This is a genomic window from Staphylococcus sp. GDH8C109P, assembly GCF_017893405.1.
GTDB lineage: Bacteria > Bacillota > Bacilli > Staphylococcales > Staphylococcaceae > Staphylococcus > Staphylococcus cohnii.
In genome coordinates this window covers 251,973-271,494 of sequence record NZ_JAESMX010000009.1, presented here as the reverse complement: position 1 = coordinate 271,494, position 19,522 = coordinate 251,973, and the positions used below count along the sequence as shown (strand labels likewise).

General features: G+C 34.2%; 20 protein-coding genes. 5 read left to right on the top strand and 15 right to left on the bottom strand.

Annotated elements, in window-relative coordinates; all coding sequences use genetic code 11:
* The first annotated feature begins 11 nt into the window (after nucleotides 1-11).
* Nucleotides 12-203 (top strand): hypothetical protein, encoded by a 192-nt coding sequence (locus KA867_RS03205; RefSeq protein ID WP_019470083.1) that lies wholly within the window; start codon nucleotides 12-14, stop codon nucleotides 201-203.
* Between the two features lie 181 nt (nucleotides 204-384).
* Here the strand turns inward: KA867_RS03205 and KA867_RS03200 are convergent, their stop codons facing one another.
* Complete coding sequence (locus tag KA867_RS03200) at nucleotides 385-654, bottom strand: DUF1413 domain-containing protein (RefSeq protein ID WP_107384277.1); 270 nt, start codon at nucleotides 652-654, stop codon at nucleotides 385-387.
* Between the two features lie 189 nt (nucleotides 655-843).
* Between KA867_RS03200 and KA867_RS03195 the strand changes: the two genes are divergently transcribed.
* Together KA867_RS03195 and KA867_RS03190 are read left to right on the top strand one after the other, a co-directional pair.
* Nucleotides 844-1,551, top strand: coding sequence for an SDR family oxidoreductase (locus KA867_RS03195; RefSeq protein WP_107504599.1), 708 nt, complete (start codon nucleotides 844-846; stop codon nucleotides 1,549-1,551).
* Between the two features lie 73 nt (nucleotides 1,552-1,624).
* Nucleotides 1,625-2,125, top strand: coding sequence for a GNAT family N-acetyltransferase (locus KA867_RS03190; protein WP_107384279.1), 501 nt, complete (start codon nucleotides 1,625-1,627; stop codon nucleotides 2,123-2,125).
* Between the two features lie 129 nt (nucleotides 2,126-2,254).
* Here KA867_RS03190 and hisIE read toward each other — a convergent pair whose 3' ends face one another.
* From hisIE to KA867_RS03125, 13 genes are all read right to left on the bottom strand, one after another.
* A complete protein-coding gene (gene hisIE / locus KA867_RS03185) occupies nucleotides 2,255-2,884 on the bottom strand; it encodes a bifunctional phosphoribosyl-AMP cyclohydrolase/phosphoribosyl-ATP diphosphatase HisIE (protein ID WP_107384116.1) in 630 nt (209 codons plus the stop codon).
* The gene (gene hisF / locus KA867_RS03180) at nucleotides 2,881-3,639 is read right to left on the bottom strand and encodes an imidazole glycerol phosphate synthase subunit HisF (RefSeq protein WP_210137026.1); all 759 of its coding nucleotides are present in this window, start codon (nucleotides 3,637-3,639) and stop codon (nucleotides 2,881-2,883) included. Before hisF ends, hisIE begins: the two co-directional genes overlap by 4 nt.
* On the bottom strand, nucleotides 3,636-4,340 hold the full coding sequence (gene hisA / locus KA867_RS03175; RefSeq protein WP_107504602.1) for a 1-(5-phosphoribosyl)-5-((5-phosphoribosylamino)methylideneamino)imidazole-4-carboxamide isomerase: 705 nt from the start codon (nucleotides 4,338-4,340) through the stop codon (nucleotides 3,636-3,638). Before hisA ends, hisF begins: the two co-directional genes overlap by 4 nt.
* Complete coding sequence (gene hisH, locus KA867_RS03170; RefSeq protein ID WP_107384113.1) at nucleotides 4,333-4,911, bottom strand: imidazole glycerol phosphate synthase subunit HisH; 579 nt, start codon at nucleotides 4,909-4,911, stop codon at nucleotides 4,333-4,335. Before hisH ends, hisA begins: the two co-directional genes overlap by 8 nt.
* Entirely contained in the window at nucleotides 4,908-5,486 is a 579-nt protein-coding gene (gene hisB, locus KA867_RS03165) for an imidazoleglycerol-phosphate dehydratase HisB (RefSeq protein ID WP_154409466.1), read from the bottom strand. The genes hisH and hisB overlap by 4 nt, the downstream gene beginning before the upstream one ends.
* The gene (locus KA867_RS03160; RefSeq protein ID WP_107384111.1) at nucleotides 5,473-6,468 is read right to left on the bottom strand and encodes a pyridoxal phosphate-dependent aminotransferase; all 996 of its coding nucleotides are present in this window, start codon (nucleotides 6,466-6,468) and stop codon (nucleotides 5,473-5,475) included. The genes hisB and KA867_RS03160 overlap by 14 nt, the downstream gene beginning before the upstream one ends.
* Nucleotides 6,461-7,723, bottom strand: a complete 1,263-nt coding sequence (gene hisD / locus KA867_RS03155) for a histidinol dehydrogenase (protein WP_348634795.1) — start codon at nucleotides 7,721-7,723, stop codon at nucleotides 6,461-6,463. The genes KA867_RS03160 and hisD overlap by 8 nt, the downstream gene beginning before the upstream one ends.
* Nucleotides 7,713-8,330, bottom strand: coding sequence for an ATP phosphoribosyltransferase (gene hisG, locus KA867_RS03150; protein WP_107384109.1), 618 nt, complete (start codon nucleotides 8,328-8,330; stop codon nucleotides 7,713-7,715). Before hisG ends, hisD begins: the two co-directional genes overlap by 11 nt.
* A gap of 16 nt (nucleotides 8,331-8,346) precedes the next feature.
* A complete protein-coding gene (locus tag KA867_RS03145) occupies nucleotides 8,347-9,162 on the bottom strand; it encodes an ATP phosphoribosyltransferase regulatory subunit (protein WP_107384108.1) in 816 nt (271 codons plus the stop codon).
* A gap of 417 nt (nucleotides 9,163-9,579) precedes the next feature.
* A complete protein-coding gene (locus tag KA867_RS03140; protein ID WP_210137024.1) occupies nucleotides 9,580-10,878 on the bottom strand; it encodes a D-serine ammonia-lyase in 1,299 nt (432 codons plus the stop codon).
* A gap of 239 nt (nucleotides 10,879-11,117) precedes the next feature.
* Nucleotides 11,118-13,277, bottom strand: a complete 2,160-nt coding sequence (locus KA867_RS03135) for an RNA degradosome polyphosphate kinase (RefSeq protein ID WP_210137023.1) — start codon at nucleotides 13,275-13,277, stop codon at nucleotides 11,118-11,120.
* Between the two features lie 67 nt (nucleotides 13,278-13,344).
* A complete protein-coding gene (gene ppx / locus KA867_RS03130; RefSeq protein WP_182474459.1) occupies nucleotides 13,345-14,874 on the bottom strand; it encodes an exopolyphosphatase in 1,530 nt (509 codons plus the stop codon).
* 165 nt (nucleotides 14,875-15,039) lie between these two features.
* Nucleotides 15,040-16,578 carry an AbgT family transporter gene (locus KA867_RS03125; protein WP_107384104.1) on the bottom strand — a complete coding sequence of 513 codons (1,539 nt, stop codon included), beginning with the start codon at nucleotides 16,576-16,578 and terminating at the stop codon, nucleotides 15,040-15,042.
* Nucleotides 16,579-16,770: 192 nt separating this feature from the next.
* Here KA867_RS03125 and KA867_RS03120 point away from each other — a divergent pair, with 192 nt between their 5' ends.
* Nucleotides 16,771-17,589, top strand: coding sequence for an SDR family oxidoreductase (locus KA867_RS03120; protein WP_107384103.1), 819 nt, complete (start codon nucleotides 16,771-16,773; stop codon nucleotides 17,587-17,589).
* A 115-nt stretch (nucleotides 17,590-17,704) separates the two neighbouring features.
* On the opposite strand, the gene KA867_RS03115 is transcribed toward KA867_RS03120, so the two are convergent.
* A complete protein-coding gene (locus KA867_RS03115) occupies nucleotides 17,705-18,781 on the bottom strand; it encodes a M42 family metallopeptidase (RefSeq protein WP_107384102.1) in 1,077 nt (358 codons plus the stop codon).
* Nucleotides 18,782-18,980: 199 nt separating this feature from the next.
* Here KA867_RS03115 and KA867_RS03110 point away from each other — a divergent pair, with 199 nt between their 5' ends.
* Nucleotides 18,981-19,496 (top strand): thioredoxin domain-containing protein, encoded by a 516-nt coding sequence (locus KA867_RS03110; protein ID WP_107384101.1) that lies wholly within the window; start codon nucleotides 18,981-18,983, stop codon nucleotides 19,494-19,496.
* The last annotated feature ends 26 nt before the right edge of the window (nucleotides 19,497-19,522 follow it).

Below are 19,522 nucleotides of genomic sequence, written 5' to 3'. Positions count from 1 at the left end.
GTGATTATTAAATGAGAAAAGTAATTGAAGAAGTCATTTTTTCAAATGAAAGTAGTTATGACATATACACACATACTGGTGTGAATCAAGGCATTATTAATGACATTAAAGATGGATACAGAAGTATTGATTATATAGCTTATATTGACGCAGAAAAACTATACAACTATGGATTAGAAAAAAAGCTACTAGTAAGTAATTAATACACTGTATTCATCTAGTAGTATCGAAGTTTGTGCACACATATTTCATCGTGTGTTGTGCATAAAACTTCATGTATATTATTCTCCCTAGTATCACCTTTCATGATTTATTTAGAGCCCTTACAAAGTGGAAAAGCCTATGTTACTGTTCGTCCAGTAATGTAGGCTTTTCTCATCATTATTAAACATATGATTTAAAGTTTTGTTTGATTTCATTATAGTTATAAACAGAGTTATACATGCGCATGCGAATGTGATCTTGTGAAGCATATGAGATACGTAATTGCTTACTTTGGCTCACAAATCTACGAAATTCACGCTCATATCGTTGGCGCTGGTTAAGTGATAGTCCGAGCCATTCTGCTTCATTAAACAATTGTTCAAAACGAAAATCGAAACTTGTGCTATCTATATTATTTCTTAAATTTTTAATTCTTTCATGAAAGTCCATAAGTCATCCTCCTAAATTATAAAAGGTAAGTTAGTTATGTATTATATACCCACTCTATAATTATTTATTGTTTATGACAAGTATGCAAATTCATGAGCTGACTCATTGTTTCAATATGGAGGGCACATGGTATAATCTGTGTGGATAGGGTATAAAAATATGAAATACGTTTGATGAAAGGAAGATTTGATGGTTAAATTAGAGCACAAAGTTGCAATCGTTACTGGTGCTAGTAGTGGCATTGGTGCTAGCATAGCAGAGGAGCTATCTAGTCATGGTGTACAATTATTATTAGCTGGTCGTGATGAAACACGACTTAAAGATGTTGTAAATCGTATTCGTTCAAATGAATATCAAGCGAAGATTGAATTTTTAACAGCGGATGTGACACAACAACAAGAAGTTGAACGTTTAGTAGCATATGCAAAAGAGCATTTCGGTCGCTTGGATATACTCGTAAATAGTGCCGGCCAAATGATTTCTTCTGCTGTTACTGATGGAGATGTAAAGGCTTGGGAATCAATGATTGATACAAACGTAAAAGGGACACTGTATGGCATTAATGCTGTCATACCAACATTTTTAGATCAATCTAGTGGCCATATTATTAACATTGCTTCTATCTCAGGTTTTGAAGTGACGAAAATGAGTACTATATACAGTGCAACGAAAGCTGCGGTGCACACGATTACGCAAGGATTAGAAAAAGAGTTGGCTAAAACTGGCGTTCGAGTGACAAGCGTTTCACCGGGTATGGTAGATACGCCTTTAAGTGGTCAGACAGATTGGGGAGAGCGCAAAAAGCTAGAACCCAAAGATATTGCTGAAGCGGTAGTTTATGCATTACAACAACCTTCACATGTAAATGTAAATGAAATTACGGTCAGACCAGTCTGATACGTCCTTCTTATATTTAGTTTAAAATAAAGTTAATGGTAAAGTGAAAATATACTTTGAAAGTAGGCAAAACATGGAGTTTAGATATCTTAAGAAAGGTGATGTAGAAGCGTATCGTTTATTGCGCTTACAGTCTCTACAAACTGATCCTACAGGTTTTGCTTCAACTTATCAACGCGAGATTCATTTGCCTATTGAACGTTTTGAAGATAGGATAGGGATGAATGAAAGACATTTTACAATGGGTGTATTTGATGGTGAAAAATTGATTGGCTATGCAACTTTTTATCGAGAAACTTTAGAGAAAATTAAACACAGAGGTAATTTAGTCGGTGTATATTGCGACCCACAATATAGAAGACGAGGCTTTACACAACAATTAATTCAAAAAATGATAGATATTGTCAGTGAACAAGGTGTAGTTAAAACTATAGGTTTATCGGTACTTGCGGAAAATCTAAGTGCTATTAAATTATATGAAAAATTAGGATTTCAAAGATATGGCACAGAACCTAAGGCACTTTATGATGGCAAACGGTATTATGATGAAGATCTGATGGTGTTATTTTTATAAAAATAAAATGAATCAAACAATTTAGGCTGAAACAGCGATTAGCTGTTTCAGCCTAAATTTTGTTATGTGGCTATAGATTGGTGGAAATATCTTAATATAGAAAATTATTGAATAATCAGTGAGTGCAATTTACCAATCTTTTATATCTGATCTTTCGCCTTTAAAGTTATTAGAAACTTGATGACGTTTTGCCAAAATTGCCTCTATATCTTCAAATTTGATATTCAACGCATGCAAGAGCACAAAGAGATGATACATTAAATCAGCAGTTTCATTTGTTACCTCGTCGCGGTTCGATTTCATAGCACCGATTACAACTTCAAATGCTTCTTCACCAAATTTTTTCGATATTTTTTCTAAACCTTCATTCAATAAATATTGTGTGTATGAATTTTCTTTATTTGACTTAGCACTTGAAGTTACTGTGTCTTCGAGCTGTTGAACATAGAAGGGAACAGTGGTGTTGAAACAGCTCTGGCTTCCAGTATGACAAGTTGGACCATTAGGGATTACATCTATCAATAAGGTGTCTTGATCACAGTCTAGGTGTATGTTTTGAACGGCTTGGGTATGACCAGATGTTTCACCTTTTGTCCATAAGCGGTCTTTAGAACGTGAATAAAAACAAACCATGCCATCAGCTATTGTTTTGTTGTAAGCATCTTCATTCATATAGCCAAGCATAAGCACTTGCTTTGTCTGAACATCTTGCAATATTGCGGGGATAAGCCCTTTACTAAAATCAGGTTGTTGTGTCATCTTATTGGAATACCTCCTTGAGCCATCGTTTGTTTGATTTCATTTACTGTGGTTTCTTTGTCATGAAGTATGCTAGCAGCAAGTCCTGCCGAAACATTCGTTTGTTTGAATAAATCTACAAAATGATCAGGATTGCCGCCGCCACCAGAAGCAATAATAGGGATGTGCACAAGTTGTTCAATCTCATGTAAATGGTTGACGTCAAAGCCTTCTTTCATGCCATCGTGTATCATGCTCGTTATTAATAGTTCGCCTGCACCTAAAGATTCTACTTCTTGAACCCAATCATAGACACGCTTATTTGTACGTTTTTTTCCCCCATGAGTATAGCAAAAATAATCGTTTAATTCTGTATCATAGTTACTATCTATAGCAATACAAATACATTGGCTTCCAAATTTTTCACTGGCTTCTTGGATAAATGAAGGGTTCTTTAGAGCACTAGAGTTTAGAGACACTTTATCAGCACCATGATTTAGCAACTGCGATATGTCATCGATTGTGGAGATACCGCCACCTACAGTAAGTGGAATAAACAGTTTTTCAGCAGTTTCCTCAATGACATCTAACATAAGCCCATGGCCAGCTTCAGTGCGGGATATATCTAAAAAGACTAATTCATCTGCACCTTGTTCATTGTAATAAAGTGCATAATCCACAGGGTTTCCAAGGTCACGTAGTCCTTTAAATTGTACTCCTTTGACAACGCGCCCATCTTTCACATCTAAACAGGGGATAATTCTTTTTTTTATCATGATAATCCCTCCCAAAATGCAGGGTTGTGTGCAGCTTTACCAACAATTGCTGCATAAACACCAGATTTTTCTAATAGTTCTAAGTCTTGTTGATGACGAATGCCACCAGAAGCAATAACAGGTTTTTGTGTTGCTTCGACAAGTTGCGTTGTTATTTCAAAGTTTGGACCAGACAAGCGTCCATCTTTCGAAATATCCGTATAGATAATGCCACCCAAAGGTAGTGATTCAATTTGCTGAACGAAATCAAATAAATCTAAATGTGCATCTTGTTCCCAGCCATTTATTTTTATCTCACGCTGATAAGCATCAACCGATAGATATAGTTTGTACGGAAATTGATGAGACATTTTGGCCAACCATTCAATATCTTGAATTCCTTTAGTCCCAATAATACAATAATCTATACCATCAGCAAAATATGCATTAATTGTTTCAAGACTACGTATGCCACCACCGACTTCCATCGGTTTGTTGGTCAGGCTTCTCAGTTGCTTGATATAGTCTTTTTCAATAGATGTTTGCTGCTTTGCACCGATTAAATCGACAATATGAATACGTTCTACACATTTAAACTTGTTATAATAAACGACACTATCTTCAGCGCTGCGAGTCATTTTTTCTTCTGAGTCATATTTTCCTTCCGTCAGTCTCACACTCGTTGCATTAATTAAATCAATAGCTGGCCAAATATTAATCATTTAAGAAACCACCTTTCAGAGCTTGATTAAGTATTGCTAAACCATCTTCACCACTTTTTTCTGGATGGAATTGAATGCCTATAAGATTTTTATATTGGACAATTGCAGGAATCAATGTGCCATAATCTGCATACGCAACAACATGTTCTGACATTTCAGCTTGATATGAATGTACAAAATATACATCCTGTGTTAATTCTGTAAGGTTGCTGATTAAATTGTTCCAACCTAAATGGGGCACCGGATAAGATGTTTGGATAGGTATGATATTTCCAGGGAAAAGTTGTAAGCCATCTACATCACCTTCTGCGCTGTGTTCGTATAGCAACTGCATACCTAGGCAAATGCCTATGATTGGTTTATTTGTTATCGTTTTTAAAATGGATTTTAATCCCCGTTTTTCAATCGCTTGCATAGCATCTTTAAAATGACCTACACCAGGTAATATGATGACATCTGCTGCTTTAATATCGTTGGGACTATCCGTTAAAATCGCATTAAAACCTAAACGATTAATCGCACGTTGTATGTTTTTAATGTTCCCTAAACCATAGTCAATCACTGCAATCATTCAATCACGCCCTTAGATGAAGGGGTGATATTCGTGTCATTCGATGCTAGTGCATCTTTAAGCGCTCGAGCAAAAGATTTAAATATACTTTCGATCTCATGATGTGTGTTTCCACCGCGAATTAAGTCAATATGTGTTGTTAGGCGAGAATTGATAACAAGTGCTCTGAAAAATTCCTCTACGAGTTCTGTATCAAACGTACCTACTTTTTCTTTACTGAATTGTGCATTAAATGATAAATAAGGTCGACCACTAATATCAATGACTGTACGTGCAAGTGTTTCATCCATAGGTATGTAACTAAACCCATAACGCTGAAAGTATTTGCGTTCCTTCACTAAGGATAATAGTAGCTGACCGAGAACAATACCAATATCTTCGGTTACATGATGATCATCTACTTGAACATCTCCATTTGCTTCTATAGATAAGGATAATTGGCTGTGAAAAGTAAAGAGCGTCAACATATGATCCAAAAATCCAACGCCTGTATTGATATTACTTTCACGATGATCATCAGCTAGAGAAATAGTTAATTGTGTTTCAGCTGTATTGCGTGTTTTATTTACTATCATATTGTGACCTCCAATTTTTAATAAGTACAAATAATTGATCTAATTGTTCATCTGTAGCAATAGAGTATCGGACATAGTCAGACATTTCTGGTTCGTCATATAATCTTGGAAGGAAACCATTGGACTTAATATAAGCGCCTAAACTTTGTGCAGCTTCTCCCTTTGTTAACACGAAATTTGTAGCAGAAGGGAAGACTACCATGACATCTGAGACAAGTTCATGAAACATATTTTTAAGTTTGTGAGCAAGCTGTCGTTGTTGCTTTACAAACGCGCGAGTCATTGCTTGATTTTCAAACATATAAATCGCAATATGAAGCGTAATTGTATTCAGAGGATACGGGTGCTCGATGCTTTGGATGAGTTTGATGGTATCTTTAGTGCCAATTAATACACCTAATCTTAGGCCAGCAATGCCAAATGCTTTTGAGAGCGTGCGCATTTGAATAATATGCGGTTGCATCTTAATATCATAAGCTTCACCAAAATCTAAATAAGCTTCATCTATGATAAAGTAGCCACCAAGCGTCTGCATCTTATCCGCGATAGCCATTAAAAATGTCGTACTATATTGTATGCCTGATGGATTATGTGGATTGCTCATAATAAAGAATGCAGGTTGTACTTCATCAATGCGTTTTAAAATCGTCTCTAAATCAAATGTTAAATCTGAATTTGCTGGTACAAATTTAATAGGGCGAGCGACTTGATTGGCATATGCTTGATACATAAAAAAGTCAGGGTCTAGCGTTAAAGCTGGGCCTTCTGGCATGATTAACATTAACTTTTGAATAAGTTCATCAGAACCATTACCTGCAATGACTTGGTCAGGTGAAATATTATGAAAAGCTGCATAAGCTTGTTTGAAGCGTTCATATTCATCATCAGGATAAAGATTGAATGCTGCTTTTTGAATAATTGTAGCGAGTTGTTCATTAGATAATGGTTTAAGTGGACTTTCATTTTTATTAATTCTAATCATTGTGTGGCTCCTTTGTTGTTCGAATTTCTATTGATTTTTCATGATTATACAAACGCTCGATATGTGCTAACTTACGTGCGGATTGTTCAACATTATTAAATGTTTGTTGAGATAAATCGATAACAGAATGTCTCGTTAAGAAATCATTCACTGATAGACCATTGGTGAAACGTGCAGTCTGATTTGTAGGTAAAACATGGCTTGGTCCAGCAACATAATCTCCGATAACTTCTGGAGAATAATGACCCAAGAAGAGCGCGCCTACATATTTCACATGGTTGACATAGTCTTGGGGACATTGTGTTTGTATAGATGCATGTTCCGGTGCAATTTGATTCATCAAATCACAAGCTTCTGTAAAGTTTTCTACTGAAATTAAGAAATGGTTATGTTTCAAACTGGCATCAACAATAGGTTGTCGTTTGATTTGTGTCATTGTGTGTTGGATGTTATTTTCTAATTGTTGTAACAAGTCTTTATCCTCACTGATGACAAATGTTCTAGCGAGTTCATCGTGTTCTGCTTGTGCAAATACATCATACGTAATTGCCTCTATGTCAGCTGTTTGGTCAATAATTAGCGCAATTTCACTCGGACCAGCAATTTGATCAATGCCAACTTGACCAAATAAATATTTTTTAGCATATGCAACATATTGGTTGCCAGGACCAACAATTTTATCCACTTTAGGAATTGTCTCAGTACCATACGCAAGTGCAGCGATACTTTGTGCACCACCAACTTGGTAAACCTGATCAACACCAGCAATATAACAAGCAGCAAGTACAATATCAGGTAGACCTTCAGGTTGAGGTGGCGTAACGGCCACTATATTTTTAACGCCTGCAACTTTGGCAAGTGTTACAGTCATTAACACAGTAGAGGGATAACTAGCTTTTCCACCAGGGACGTAGACACCTACACGCTCTAACGGATGATATAATTCGTAACATTCTGAATGAACTTGTATATGATCTTGTTTAATAGAAGTTTGATATGCTTTAATCCTGTCATGACTTTGTTCGAGGGCTTCCCGTGTAGATGAGTCAATGCGTTGATAAGCAGTAAATAAGTCTTCTTTAGGTACTTCTAATTGTGATGTTTCTACTTTATCTAATTGTAAATTATATTCTTTTAAAGCAGCATCACCTCGAAATTTCACCTGATCACAAATTTCTTTTACGATTGGATATAAATCTTCATTTAGTGCAGATTGATTCAGGTAGTTATTTAAAAATGTTTCTTTATTTGTAATCAATGAGAGACACCTCCAAAGTTTTAATTAAATCTTCAATTTCAGTTGATTTTTTAAAATATGAGGCTTTATTTGTAATGAGCTTTGCATTGATGTTTTTAATTTGCTCTTTTTCAATTAAGCCATTTGACTTTAAGGTAGTCCCTGTTTGAACGATATCAACAATGCCATCTACCATATCAACCAAACAAGCCAATTCTACTGAACCAGATAGTTTTACAAGCTCAACATCCAAACCTTGTGCTTCAAAATATTGACGTGCTGTTTGTGTATATGAGGTAGCTACTTTTTTAAATTGATAGGCCTCTGGTTTAGCAGCAAGTGAAAAGTGACATTCGCCAAATGGTAAATCTAGTAAGTTGTTAATAAAATAATTGCCTTCTTCTAAAATATCACTACCGACGATTCCAATATCTGCAACGCCTTGTTCAACATATATTGGTACGTCACTACCTTTGACTAAAATAAATTGTATTTCATTAACTGTTATAAGTAATTGACGTTCTCTATGTTCAAGCGCATATGCTATTTCAATTTCTTTTATTTCATTTAGATAATTAATAAAACTTTTAAGTAATCTACCTTTTGCTAATGCGACAGTAAGCATGGTTTTCACTCCTTTTTTATAGTATAAATCCGAGTCCAAAGCCTTCTAATTTCCCTTTGTAAAATCCACCAGTTAGACGCTGAGTTTTATTGTTTTTTAAATGGCATTTCATGAATGATCCTTTGTAATAAGAACGTGGTGGTCTAGGGGTTATATCAAGGTGAATTTCAGTAATATTTTGTGATTTAAACCATTGCTCCCACCGATGTAATGACTGGATAGTACGATGATCATGCGGAAATAAATGGGTTAATAAATCAAGTTGTTCCGTAGTTTTAGTTGTGAGTAACTGTACCACAGGATGTGCAAGTCCTAACTGTGCAGTTAACTCTGAAATATTACGTTCTTGTATAAGGTTTAATATAGTTTGATTTTGTTCGTTAGCAGCTAATAATAAATCTATTAATTGATAATGCCCTAAAATGACAAAGTCGATATCATCATTCAATGTATACTTAATAAAGTTATAAAACGTTTTAAAATCGTTTTGCATATCTGTAATTGTTGGGTTGTAATGTTCGATACCTAACTGAGTGTAGACTTCGTTATTTCTGACGATGGGACCAGTATATGCTAAACGTTGCTGTTCAGGTTGATAGTTACTGTAGTAACGTAATAATTGATCTGTGAAATCATTACGCAAAGCAAAAATATGATGGTCATGTTGCCAAAAACTACGTTCCGTCATTTGTTGTAAATCATCAGGTGTAAGTGATTGCCAAGATAATGATTCTATAAAACTAAAATCAACAAGTTTAAAATCTGCTTGTTGAAAATGTTTTAAAAAAGCTAGTTCTTGTTCTTTATTATTAATAAGTGCTTTCGTATCCATAATATAATGACCATCCTTTATTAAATACTTTGTTTCTCTACCGAACTAAAGTAAATTGATAAAACATACTTTAACACAGTTGATTTTAGAATTCAATAAATATTCAGAAAATAATCTTTGCAAAGTGATTAAAATGGCTTTTATATCATATTTATGTGTATAAAAATAAAACCTAAAATTTTGCTTTAGGTTTTAGATTGAAAATAGTATTAGATGATACCACTTTAAGTCCATTGTAATGATAAAAAATAGCATTACATTCATGTTTAACGTCATCAATTTATATAGCAGATTATATATGATTTGATTTAGAGAAGACGTCGAACAACGCATAAAGTAGGGTGAAACTTTAAATATGAATGATTTAAATATTATCATTCGAGTGCCTGGTCAGATGTGATTCTAAATCGCTAAAGTTTATGATTGTTTGCCTTGAGCCACATACTTTAACATTTCTTCCTTAGGTACCATATTGCCACCAGTTGCCCATACGATATGATTTGCATCGGATAAATTAAAATGGTTTTTATCAGCATGTTCCAACACTGCTTTTAAACCTGCGAAACCAGATGCTGCAGAAGGTTCGACAAAGATACGTTCTTTTTGGCTTAGCTGATATAAATATTGGTACATTTGTTGATCTTCTACAGTAAAAGCACCATATAATAATGAATTCATTATATGACCAACGAGTTTTGAAGGTCTAGCAACAGCAAGACCATCTGCATCAGTACGGCCGTCTAATCCAATATCTGTTACAGCTATTTGGTCATGAAGTTGTGTCATCATACCTAATGTCATGCATGGCGCATGTGTAGGTTCAGCGAATAGACAATACACATGGTCACCAAATACTTGATTTAATCCAAAGGCAACACCACCTGGGCCTCCTCCAACACCACAAGGCAGATATACAAAAAGAGGATGTTGAGCATCTACTTGTATGCCTTCATTTTTTAGTTGTGTTTTTAACCGTAATGCAGCAACAGTATAACCTAAGAATAGATCAGCAGAACCCTCGTCATCTACGAAATGACAAGTAGGATCATTTTCTGCAGCTTTTCGTCCTTCAGCAACTGCGTATTGATAATCGGATTGGTGTTCAACAACTTCAACACCACGTGAAAGAAGTAAGTCTTTCTTCCACTGACGCGCGTCACTAGACATATGTACGATGACTTGAAAGCCTAATTGTGCGCTCATAATGCCAATACTTAAACCCAGGTTACCAGTTGAACCGACAGCAACGGTATATTTACGAAAGCACGCTTTATATTTTGGTTCAGATAAAACTTTATAATTATCCGTATATTTTAAACCACATTCTTTTATAGCGATAGATTCAGCTAGTTTTAGAACTTCATATATACCACCTCTTGCTTTGATAGAACCTGAAATAGCAAGATGACTATCACATTTAAGCCATAATTTACCACTTTGTTCAAGTTGTTCAGAGTCAACTAATGATTGTTGCATAAAAGGAATTGCTTTTAGTGGTGATTCAATGAGGCCATGGTCTTTTTCAGTTTCAGGAAAAACATTACGTATATAGCTGCTAAAACGTTCTAGTCTTGTTGCAGCGTCTTCTATATCATCTAATGAAAATGGTAAAGTTTCATCATTACGGAAATTTGGATTTTTCCAAAATATCGGTCTATACTGTTGCATGTCATTGAGTAGGGGAAAGCTACTTTTTAATGTTTCAACATTTATCATAAATGACCACCTCATAAATTAGATTGTATTTAGTCATCATTATAGCAAAATTTGATACTTAAGATGTTATATACCTTATATACAAAAATAATATAGGATTAGAATGGTATGGGTCTATTATATTTAAAAATGGTTACGTCGTTTGAAAACGGCAAAGATGACTAGGATTTAAGGATTACCTGAGCTGTAGCTCATGCATAAAGTCCCACTAACTCAATAAATTGAGAAGTGGGACTTTATTACCGTTTAAACGTATCTTTAAGTTTAGAAAACCATCTATTTTTATGTTGTATTGGTACTTGTTGTGGAATGGTAGAAGCCTCTTTTAATTTTTGGCCAAATGTTATCGCTTCTTTCATTAAATAAGCCTGTGAATTTAATGGTGATAAATTATTATGAATGTAATGGTAATAACCTTGTTGGTCCTGATAACGACCCTTTTGATTATCTGATAATTGTAAATTCATATAATCTAATAAACGTTTAGCAATGTTTTTATCATCGACAGGGAATAAGATCTCGACACGTTTAATCATATTACGTGTCATCGCATCAGCTGAAGAGAGATAGATTTTTTCATCACCATTATTATGGAAATAATAGATACGAGAATGTTCAAGGAAACGGCCAACGATACTTACTACTTCAATATTATCACTGACATCTGGTATACCTGGTTTTAAGCAACAAATACCACGGATAATTAATTTTACTTTTACACCGGCACGAGAAGCTTCAAACAATTTAAGAATAATATCTTTATCTGTTAATGAATTCATCTTCATCATTATTTTTCCATTTCCGTTTTCACGATGTGATATGATTTCTTTATCTATTCGAGCTAAGAATACATCACGTATGTCGTATGGGGCTACAATGAGTTTATTATATTTAGGTTTCAGTGTATATCCACTTAGATAGTTAAAGAAGTTAATAGCGTCTTCTGCTATTTCTTGATTTGTTGTGATAATCCCCATATCTGTGTATAATTTTGCTGTTTTATCGTTATAGTTTCCAGTGCCTAAGTGTACAAACGACGTAAGCTGATGATTGTTTCGTTTGACCACAAGTGAAATTTTACTATGTGTCTTCAGATATGTCATACCATAAATAACATGACAGCCTGCATCTTCTAACATTTTTGCCCAGTGAACATTATTTTCCTCATCAAAACGGGCCTTTAATTCAACAAGAACAGTCACTTGCTTGCCATTTTCTGCAGCAGTTTTCAAACTATTAATTATAGGTGAATCTTTACTTACGCGATATAATGTTTGTTTAATAGCAATTGTGTTCGGATCATTTGCGGCGTCACGAATGAAATCTACAATTGGTTCAAATGATTCATAGGGATGATGGAAGAAAATATCACGTTTTAATGATAGCTTGAAAATGTCTTCATTACCCAAGGATTGAGGTGGCTGTGGTAGATACTTATTATATGTTAAATGTTTTAAACTGTTAGATAAATGGTCTACAAGATCGAATAGCAGTGTTAAATCTAATGGACCATCTACAAAATAAACATCATTATCGTGAACTTCCAACTGATTGATAATCCAAACGACATCTTCATAGGTTGCGTGTCTTCCGTCTATCTCTAAACGTACTGCTGTTCCTCGTTTACGTTCTTTTAAAAAGCGTTCTATTTCAATTAACAAATCTTCGGCACCATCTTCATGGATGGTTAAATCAGCATTACGAGTGATTCTAAAGGTGAAGGTATTTAACACTTCATAGCCAGTGAACAATTCATTAATGTAATATGTGATAATATCTTCCAACATTACAATATATTGAGTTTGACCTTGATTTAATGTATAAAATCTTGGAATTAATGATGGTATTTGTACAATAGCTGAATTAATTGAATCATCTGTATCAATATCTACAAATATATTCAAACTCTTATTGTTTAATTTTGGGAAAGGATGATAAGCATCGATACCTAATGGTGTTAATGTAGGTAGGATGCCCGTTTTAAATTCACGCTCTAACTGTGGTAATAAAGACTCTGGTAAAGATTCAGGTTTTGTCACTTCCACACGATGTTGTTTTAACAGCTCTACTAATTCGTTATAACGTGCATATTGTAAATCTACATACTTTTTATTTTTTATTTTAATTTGCTCAAGTTGTTCTTTCGGTGTGAGTTGCGCTTTGTTTTCAGGTTTATCATAGCCCATTTTAACTTGATCTTGCAGGCCAGCTACACGCACCATAAAGAATTCATCCAAGTTAGAACTAAATATAGAAATAAATTTTAACTGTTCCAATAAAGGATTATTTTTATCTTCGGCTTCTTGTAATACACGATAGTTAAAATCTAACCAACTGAGCTCTCTATTATTATAATATTGTGGTAAATTTAAATCTCTCTCTCCCAATTTCTTTTGCATAATTCTAATTCCACCTTATTGTAGTCTTGTTAACATATTTTGCTACGTACAATTTATCATATGAATTTTAAGATTTTGTAAAGATGATAGAAAGATTCTCTTTTAAAATTTTCTCGATATGCTTTTTCTGTCTATGAGATTGATATTCTTCAGCAATCGGTTCACCAATGTAACGGACATATAAAGTATATGCGCCATCTTCTTCTTGTAATTCAACACTTTCTACTGGGCTGGTATGTGATATATTTAGCGCATTTACAAATTTGATGATACCGCCTAAAAATTGAACATGGTCCAATTCTTTGCCACGTAACCATTCGGTTTCTTGGCTATAAAATTTTAAAAGTGATTTATTTTTAAAACTTGCTAACATTGCGAGTTTGACGCGATCTTCATGTGGAAAACCATCAATCATTGAATTAGCTATAATGTAATACGTATGTGGTGAACTAGAATCAGCGTCAATAAATCTTCCTAAATAATATAAATATGCGCCTTCCGCAAAAAGTTCTTGTTCTTTTTTAGTAACTTGAATCTTATCTAAATCAATCAGTTGTGACAACAACGATTGAGCCAATTTAACACGTTGTTTTGCACTAGATTCTTCGATGCTATATTCATTTGCCAAATGATATAATGCATCTTTTCTTATATTTTCTTTTTTAAATTCTTGGGGATGACGTTCAGATATCAGCTTCATTATATAGCCTTCACGTAACCCTTTACGTGAGAAAGTGAAGTGGGTTGCATTGATTTGTTCAAATAAAGATTTGAATACAGATACTGCTGGAAGTATGATGTCTATACGATCTCTACTTAATCCATCAATATCTTTTAAGTCATCGCGTGAACTTTTTTTAATGATTTTATATACCTCATCCATATCTTCCTCAGACATCGAATAGTTATGAACACCGCCAATAGGATAGGAATGTTCTGACTGGTGAATACGTGCAACGTTACGCGCTGATCCACCAATGCCGACTAAAGCGATTTCTTGGCCTTGCAACCATGGCAGTTGTTCGAATTGTTTAGATAAAAATTTTTCCATTGCCTTAATTGCAGATTTATCATTATGATCTTTATCTTCAAAGAACTTTCGCTTTAAAGTTACAACACCGAATGGAAAACTATGAGCCTCGATGATGGTCTTATCTTTGAATAAAGTAACTTCTGTAGAACCACCACCGATATCGATAGAAACACCATTTTCTACATCGGTAGTGTGGGTGATTGCATAAAAACCATAAAAAGCTTCTTCCTGTTCAGGAATAATTTTGATATTGATATTAAGTTCACTTTTAATATGGCTGATAATTTCTTTTTGATTCGTAGATTGTCTAATAGCAGCTGTCGCAACAGGATGTAATTCGTTGACTTCAAATTTGTTAGCGACACTTTTAAAGCTGTGTAACGTTGTCGTCAACACCTCGATACCATCCTGGTTCATCGTTAAATCATCTGTTAAATATTGACTTAAGCGTGCTGGTGTTTTGATATTTAAAATTTCATTTAATCCTGTTTTAGCATCGAACTCAAAAATAACTAATCTAATTGTATTTGATCCGATGTCTATTAATCCGATTCGTTCCATAATCTCCTCCTGTACATATGAGGTAAATAGTTATTATAAAGTTTATTTACCCACTTTCATCTTTAATATTACAATAAATAGCATGATTTGTGATATTTCAATTAAATATTGTTCAATCAATGACTGTGTTGTTTATATAGGTTAAAACTTAATCGTGTTTATGTCATATTATTTGACGTTTAAAGGTCCTCCTGGGCCTAATGGCCAGCCTAGCAGGTACCATATAATCATGAATATTGGCCATACGATACTCAGAATAATCGTATAAGGCATTAAACTAGATAATAACGAGCCTAACTTCATATTTTTATCATATTTTTGAGCATAAGATAAAAGCAGTGGCAAATAGGGCATCATTGGTGTAATAGGGTTACTAATTGAATCACCGATTCTATACAACATTTGTGTGAATGCAGGATGAAAGCCAACAATCACCAACATTGGAATAAATATAGGAGCAAGTATTCCCCACTTTGCAGATGCACTACCGACTAATAAATTAATAAGCGCGCCTAAAAAAATCACACCTAAAATAAGGACGATTCCGTTTTGACCTTGAAGTACCTCAGCACCTTTTACTGCTACGATCATACCTAAATTACTCCATTCTAAAAATGCCAGTAATTGTGCTGCAAAAAAGACGATAACGATAAAAGATCCCATGGAAGCCATTGAATCAGAGAGCATTTTACCTAAATCTTTCGAACTGTTAAATTCTTTCATTATTATGCCATATACCAAACCAGGCACTAAAAAAATAAGCAAAATAATCAGCCCAACGCCATTGATAATAGGGGAGTCATTCAATAAACTACCAGTTTTAGCATTTCTTAAGAAACTATTTTGTGGTATTGCCATAAGGATAAGTAAAATAAGCGTTGTGATAAAACTTATATTTGCCCAAAACACAGCCTTACTCTCTTTAGACGTTAGACCGTGATTGTCATCATCAATTTTAATATTAGACTGCGTATCATCATATGATCCTAAACGTGGGATGACAAAGCGCATTGTCACCCAATAAACTGCTGGTAATAAAACAGCAACACTAGCTGCAATAAAGTACCAATTCATAGCTACATTAACTGTGATTTTATCAGAAACGATTTTTGTTGCTGGTTCTGTAAAAGCATAAAGCAATGCATCTGACATTCCTATCATGACGTTCGCAGAAAATCCACCGAGTGCTGATGCGTAAGCCATCGCTAACCCAGCAATAGGGTGATATCCTAATTTAATGAAGACCATAGCAGTTAATGGTGGCAAAACAATTGGTGCTGCATCACCAGCAGCATTACCAATAATACCTATGAGTATAATTACTGGTACAATAATTTGTTTCGGTGCTTTATGAACAATTTGTACCATTAATTTATCAAAATAACCTGTTCTTTCAGCTATGCCAACCCCAAGCATCACTGACAATACTAAACCAAGCGCAGGAAACTCAGAGAAGTTTTTGATCGCATCATTTAATATCATAGAAATACCATCTTTGCTTAAAATATTTTTGATAGCAATGGTATTTCCTGTACCAGGATGTTTTACAGTGACGTGAAAAAGTGAAACAATCCACGTAATGATTGCAAGTCCAAGACACATTAGAAAAAACAATATACTTGGATCAGGTAATTTATTTCCAATTTTTTCTACAATGTTCAAGAATTTATTTATCATTGTCGGTTTTTCTCTAATATTCGACGCCATTTTTATTACCTCCCCAATAAGTTATCGAAATTATAACAAACTCATTTTGAAATGAGTATGATAAATTTTGAATTTCTATAGAAAAGCATCTATGAAAGCTTTATATAAAGGTTTTAAAAGTGGTTGAAAAAGGAAATGCATTACAGAGTAATTAAATTAAAAAGAAGAGAAATAAAAGGAGATATGTTATAGATGAAAAGATTAGAAAATAAGATTGCTGTAATAACAGGCGCAAGTACTGGCATTGGATCTGCTTCTGCCCATATATTGGCTGAAGAAGGGGCACATGTTTTAGCTATTGATATTTCCGATTCTGTACATGATACTGTAAAAGCAATCAATCAGACAGGTAATAAAGCATCAGGATATATTGTTGATGTATCAGATGCACATGCAGTCGAAAGGCTGGCACAATCTATTCAAGAAGATTATGAACACATTGATATTTTGTTTAATAATGCTGGTATTGATAATGGTGCTGGACGTATTCATGAATTTCCAATTGATGTGTTTGATAGAATTATGAATGTTGATTTAAGAGGGACATTTCTAATGACTAAATTCTTTTTACCATTAATGATGTCAAACGGTGGCTCCGTCATTAATATGGCGTCATTTTCTGGAAATGCTGCAGATTTAAATCGTTCGGCATATAACGCTGCAAAAGCAGGTATCATCAATTTCACTCGATCAACAGCGATAGAATATGGACGTGAACATATAAGAGCGAATGCAGTCGCACCAGGTACGATAGAAACACCACTTGTAGATAAATTGACGGGTACCAAAGAAGATGAACAAGGGCAAATATTTAGAGAAAATCAGAAGTGGGTTACACCTTTAGGACGCTTGGGAACACCTGATGAAGTAGGTAAACTCATTGCTTTCTTGGCTTCTGATGATAGTTCGTTTATAACAGGTGAAACCATTACAATTGATGGTGGTGTGACGGCATACACTTGGCCGGGAGAAATGTTAAGTGATGCGCGTTGGAAAAACTCTACGGAATAATTCATATTAAGAATGATATAATTTGAAATTAATTGTTATTAAATATCATAAAAAAGCCGTAAACAAAGTGATGTTACTCATGTTTACGGCTTTAATTTTTATATATTTGAGTTGTTTACCAAATGATGTTATCTACTGCATCGTCGTTTAAAGATTTAACGATTTCAGTTACTAAGGCTACGGAATTTTTATAATCATCTGTATGCAATACAGAAACATTTGAATGCATATAACGTAGAGCTACCCCAATAGAAACTGTAGGAACACCTTCATTGGCAACATGAATACTTCCAGCATCTGTACCACCACCAGGTGTAGAATCTAATTGGATATCTATATTATGTTTTTTAGCTACTTTTTTAATATGATTAATAAAACCAACATGACCAACATTTGAAGCATCCATAATAATGACTACAGGTCCTTGTCCAATAGCTGTCTCACTCGTTTGACCAGACATACCTGGTGTGTCATAGGCAACAGCAACATCGACAGCAAGTGCTAAGTCAGGTTTGATCTTATTAGCTGCAACTTTAGCACCACGAAGACCCACTTCTTCTTGTACGTTTGCGCCTGAAACTAAGTTAATATCAATGGATTCTTTTTTTAGGTTGTTTAAAACATCAACAGCAAGTGCACAGCCGTAACGATTATCAAAAGCTTTAGCAGTTAAGTACTTGCTATTTGCCAGTGTTTCAAACTCACTGTATGGTGTGATCATATTGCCGATTTCGATGCCGAATTGTTCAGCCTCTTTCTTACTTTTAACTCCAATATCAATAAACATATCTTTAATTTCTACATTTTTTTTACGTTCTTCCGGTGACAAGGCGTGCGGTGGTTTGGAGCCGATAATACCTCTGATTTTCTTACCTTCATCAGTTGTGACAGTTACTTTTTGAGATAACATCACTTGATTCCACCAACCACCAATCGGTGTGAATTTTAAAAATCCATCTTTATCAATTTGAGTAACCACAAAACCGATTTCATCTAAATGTCCTGCTACCATTAATGTCTTATTACCAGTAGATGTAGTTTTTTTACCGAAAATACCACCCAGATTGTCTTCAACAATTTCATCACTTACCGGTGACAAATAATCACGCATAAGTGTTTTTACTGCTTTTTCATGTCCTGCAATACCGTCAACATTTGTTAATGATTCTAATAATTTGATTGAATTGTTCATGTTATACCCCCTAATAAAAATATTTATATTCATTTTATCATGAACTACTTTATAAACTAATTGATTGAGCTTTGTTTTATTAATTTAATAGATTATATACAGCTGAAGTTTGCATTGAATGATTTAGTAAGACTAAACGTGTGCATTCACTAACTGTCCATGATTCAATATAATTATAAACAAAGTGGAGGGATAGACAATGACAGAAATTAATTATTTAACAATAGGCTCAGAATCAGCACCTATAAAAGTAGAATCATTTATCAATTTCGCTTGTCCGTATTGCAAAAACTACTTTTTCGCTGCAGACACTGTATTAAAGCCATTGATTGATCAAGGGAAAGTTCAACATACAATCAAACATTTTGATAAAACTAAACAAGGATTATTAAAAGGAACTGTAGCAAATATATATTTAAACTACCAACAACCTGAAAAAACTTTAGACATTATTCGTGAATTGTATAATACGCAAGCGCAATGGAAAGTTAACTTTGCGACAATTGAAACAAAAATGGAAGAAGAATATAATCTTGTACCACGTAAAGAAGCTGACGATCGTTCGTTAGCAATCAATGAAGAAGCATTTGAAAGAGGGATTAAAGGCATTCCGACCGTTTTTATTAATGGTAATTCATTTGAATTTAAGCCACTTGAAGATAAACAAGAAACAATAGAAACTAAGCTAACAGAGCAATTGAATAGTTCTATTTAAAAATGGAACTATTGAGAGATAAATAT

Bases quoted from the DNA above. Each gene is read 5' to 3' on its own strand.
- KA867_RS03145 (WP_107384108.1), bottom strand. From the start codon at position 9,162: ATGGATACGAAAGCACTTATTAATAATAAAGAACAAGAACTAGCTTTT.
- KA867_RS03195 (WP_107504599.1), top strand. From the start codon at position 844: ATGGTTAAATTAGAGCACAAAGTTGCAATCGTTACTGGTGCTAGTAGT.
- KA867_RS03120 (WP_107384103.1), top strand. From the start codon at position 16,771: ATGAAAAGATTAGAAAATAAGATTGCTGTAATAACAGGCGCAAGTACT.
- KA867_RS03205 (WP_019470083.1), top strand. From the start codon at position 12: ATGAGAAAAGTAATTGAAGAAGTCATTTTTTCAAATGAAAGTAGTTAT.
- KA867_RS03200 (WP_107384277.1), bottom strand. From the start codon at position 654: ATGGACTTTCATGAAAGAATTAAAAATTTAAGAAATAATATAGATAGC.
- hisA (WP_107504602.1), bottom strand. From the start codon at position 4,340: ATGATTAATATTTGGCCAGCTATTGATTTAATTAATGCAACGAGTGTG.
- hisF (WP_210137026.1), bottom strand. From the start codon at position 3,639: ATGATAAAAAAAAGAATTATCCCCTGTTTAGATGTGAAAGATGGGCGC.
- KA867_RS03140 (WP_210137024.1), bottom strand. From the start codon at position 10,878: ATGATAAATGTTGAAACATTAAAAAGTAGCTTTCCCCTACTCAATGAC.
- hisIE (WP_107384116.1), bottom strand. From the start codon at position 2,884: ATGACACAACAACCTGATTTTAGTAAAGGGCTTATCCCCGCAATATTG.
- KA867_RS03115 (WP_107384102.1), bottom strand. From the start codon at position 18,781: ATGAACAATTCAATCAAATTATTAGAATCATTAACAAATGTTGACGGT.
- hisB (WP_154409466.1), bottom strand. From the start codon at position 5,486: ATGATAGTAAATAAAACACGCAATACAGCTGAAACACAATTAACTATT.
- KA867_RS03125 (WP_107384104.1), bottom strand. From the start codon at position 16,578: ATGGCGTCGAATATTAGAGAAAAACCGACAATGATAAATAAATTCTTG.
- hisG (WP_107384109.1), bottom strand. From the start codon at position 8,330: ATGCTTACTGTCGCATTAGCAAAAGGTAGATTACTTAAAAGTTTTATT.
- hisH (WP_107384113.1), bottom strand. From the start codon at position 4,911: ATGATTGCAGTGATTGACTATGGTTTAGGGAACATTAAAAACATACAA.
- KA867_RS03110 (WP_107384101.1), top strand. From the start codon at position 18,981: ATGACAGAAATTAATTATTTAACAATAGGCTCAGAATCAGCACCTATA.
- KA867_RS03160 (WP_107384111.1), bottom strand. From the start codon at position 6,468: ATGATTAGAATTAATAAAAATGAAAGTCCACTTAAACCATTATCTAAT.
- KA867_RS03135 (WP_210137023.1), bottom strand. From the start codon at position 13,277: ATGCAAAAGAAATTGGGAGAGAGAGATTTAAATTTACCACAATATTAT.
- KA867_RS03190 (WP_107384279.1), top strand. From the start codon at position 1,625: ATGGAGTTTAGATATCTTAAGAAAGGTGATGTAGAAGCGTATCGTTTA.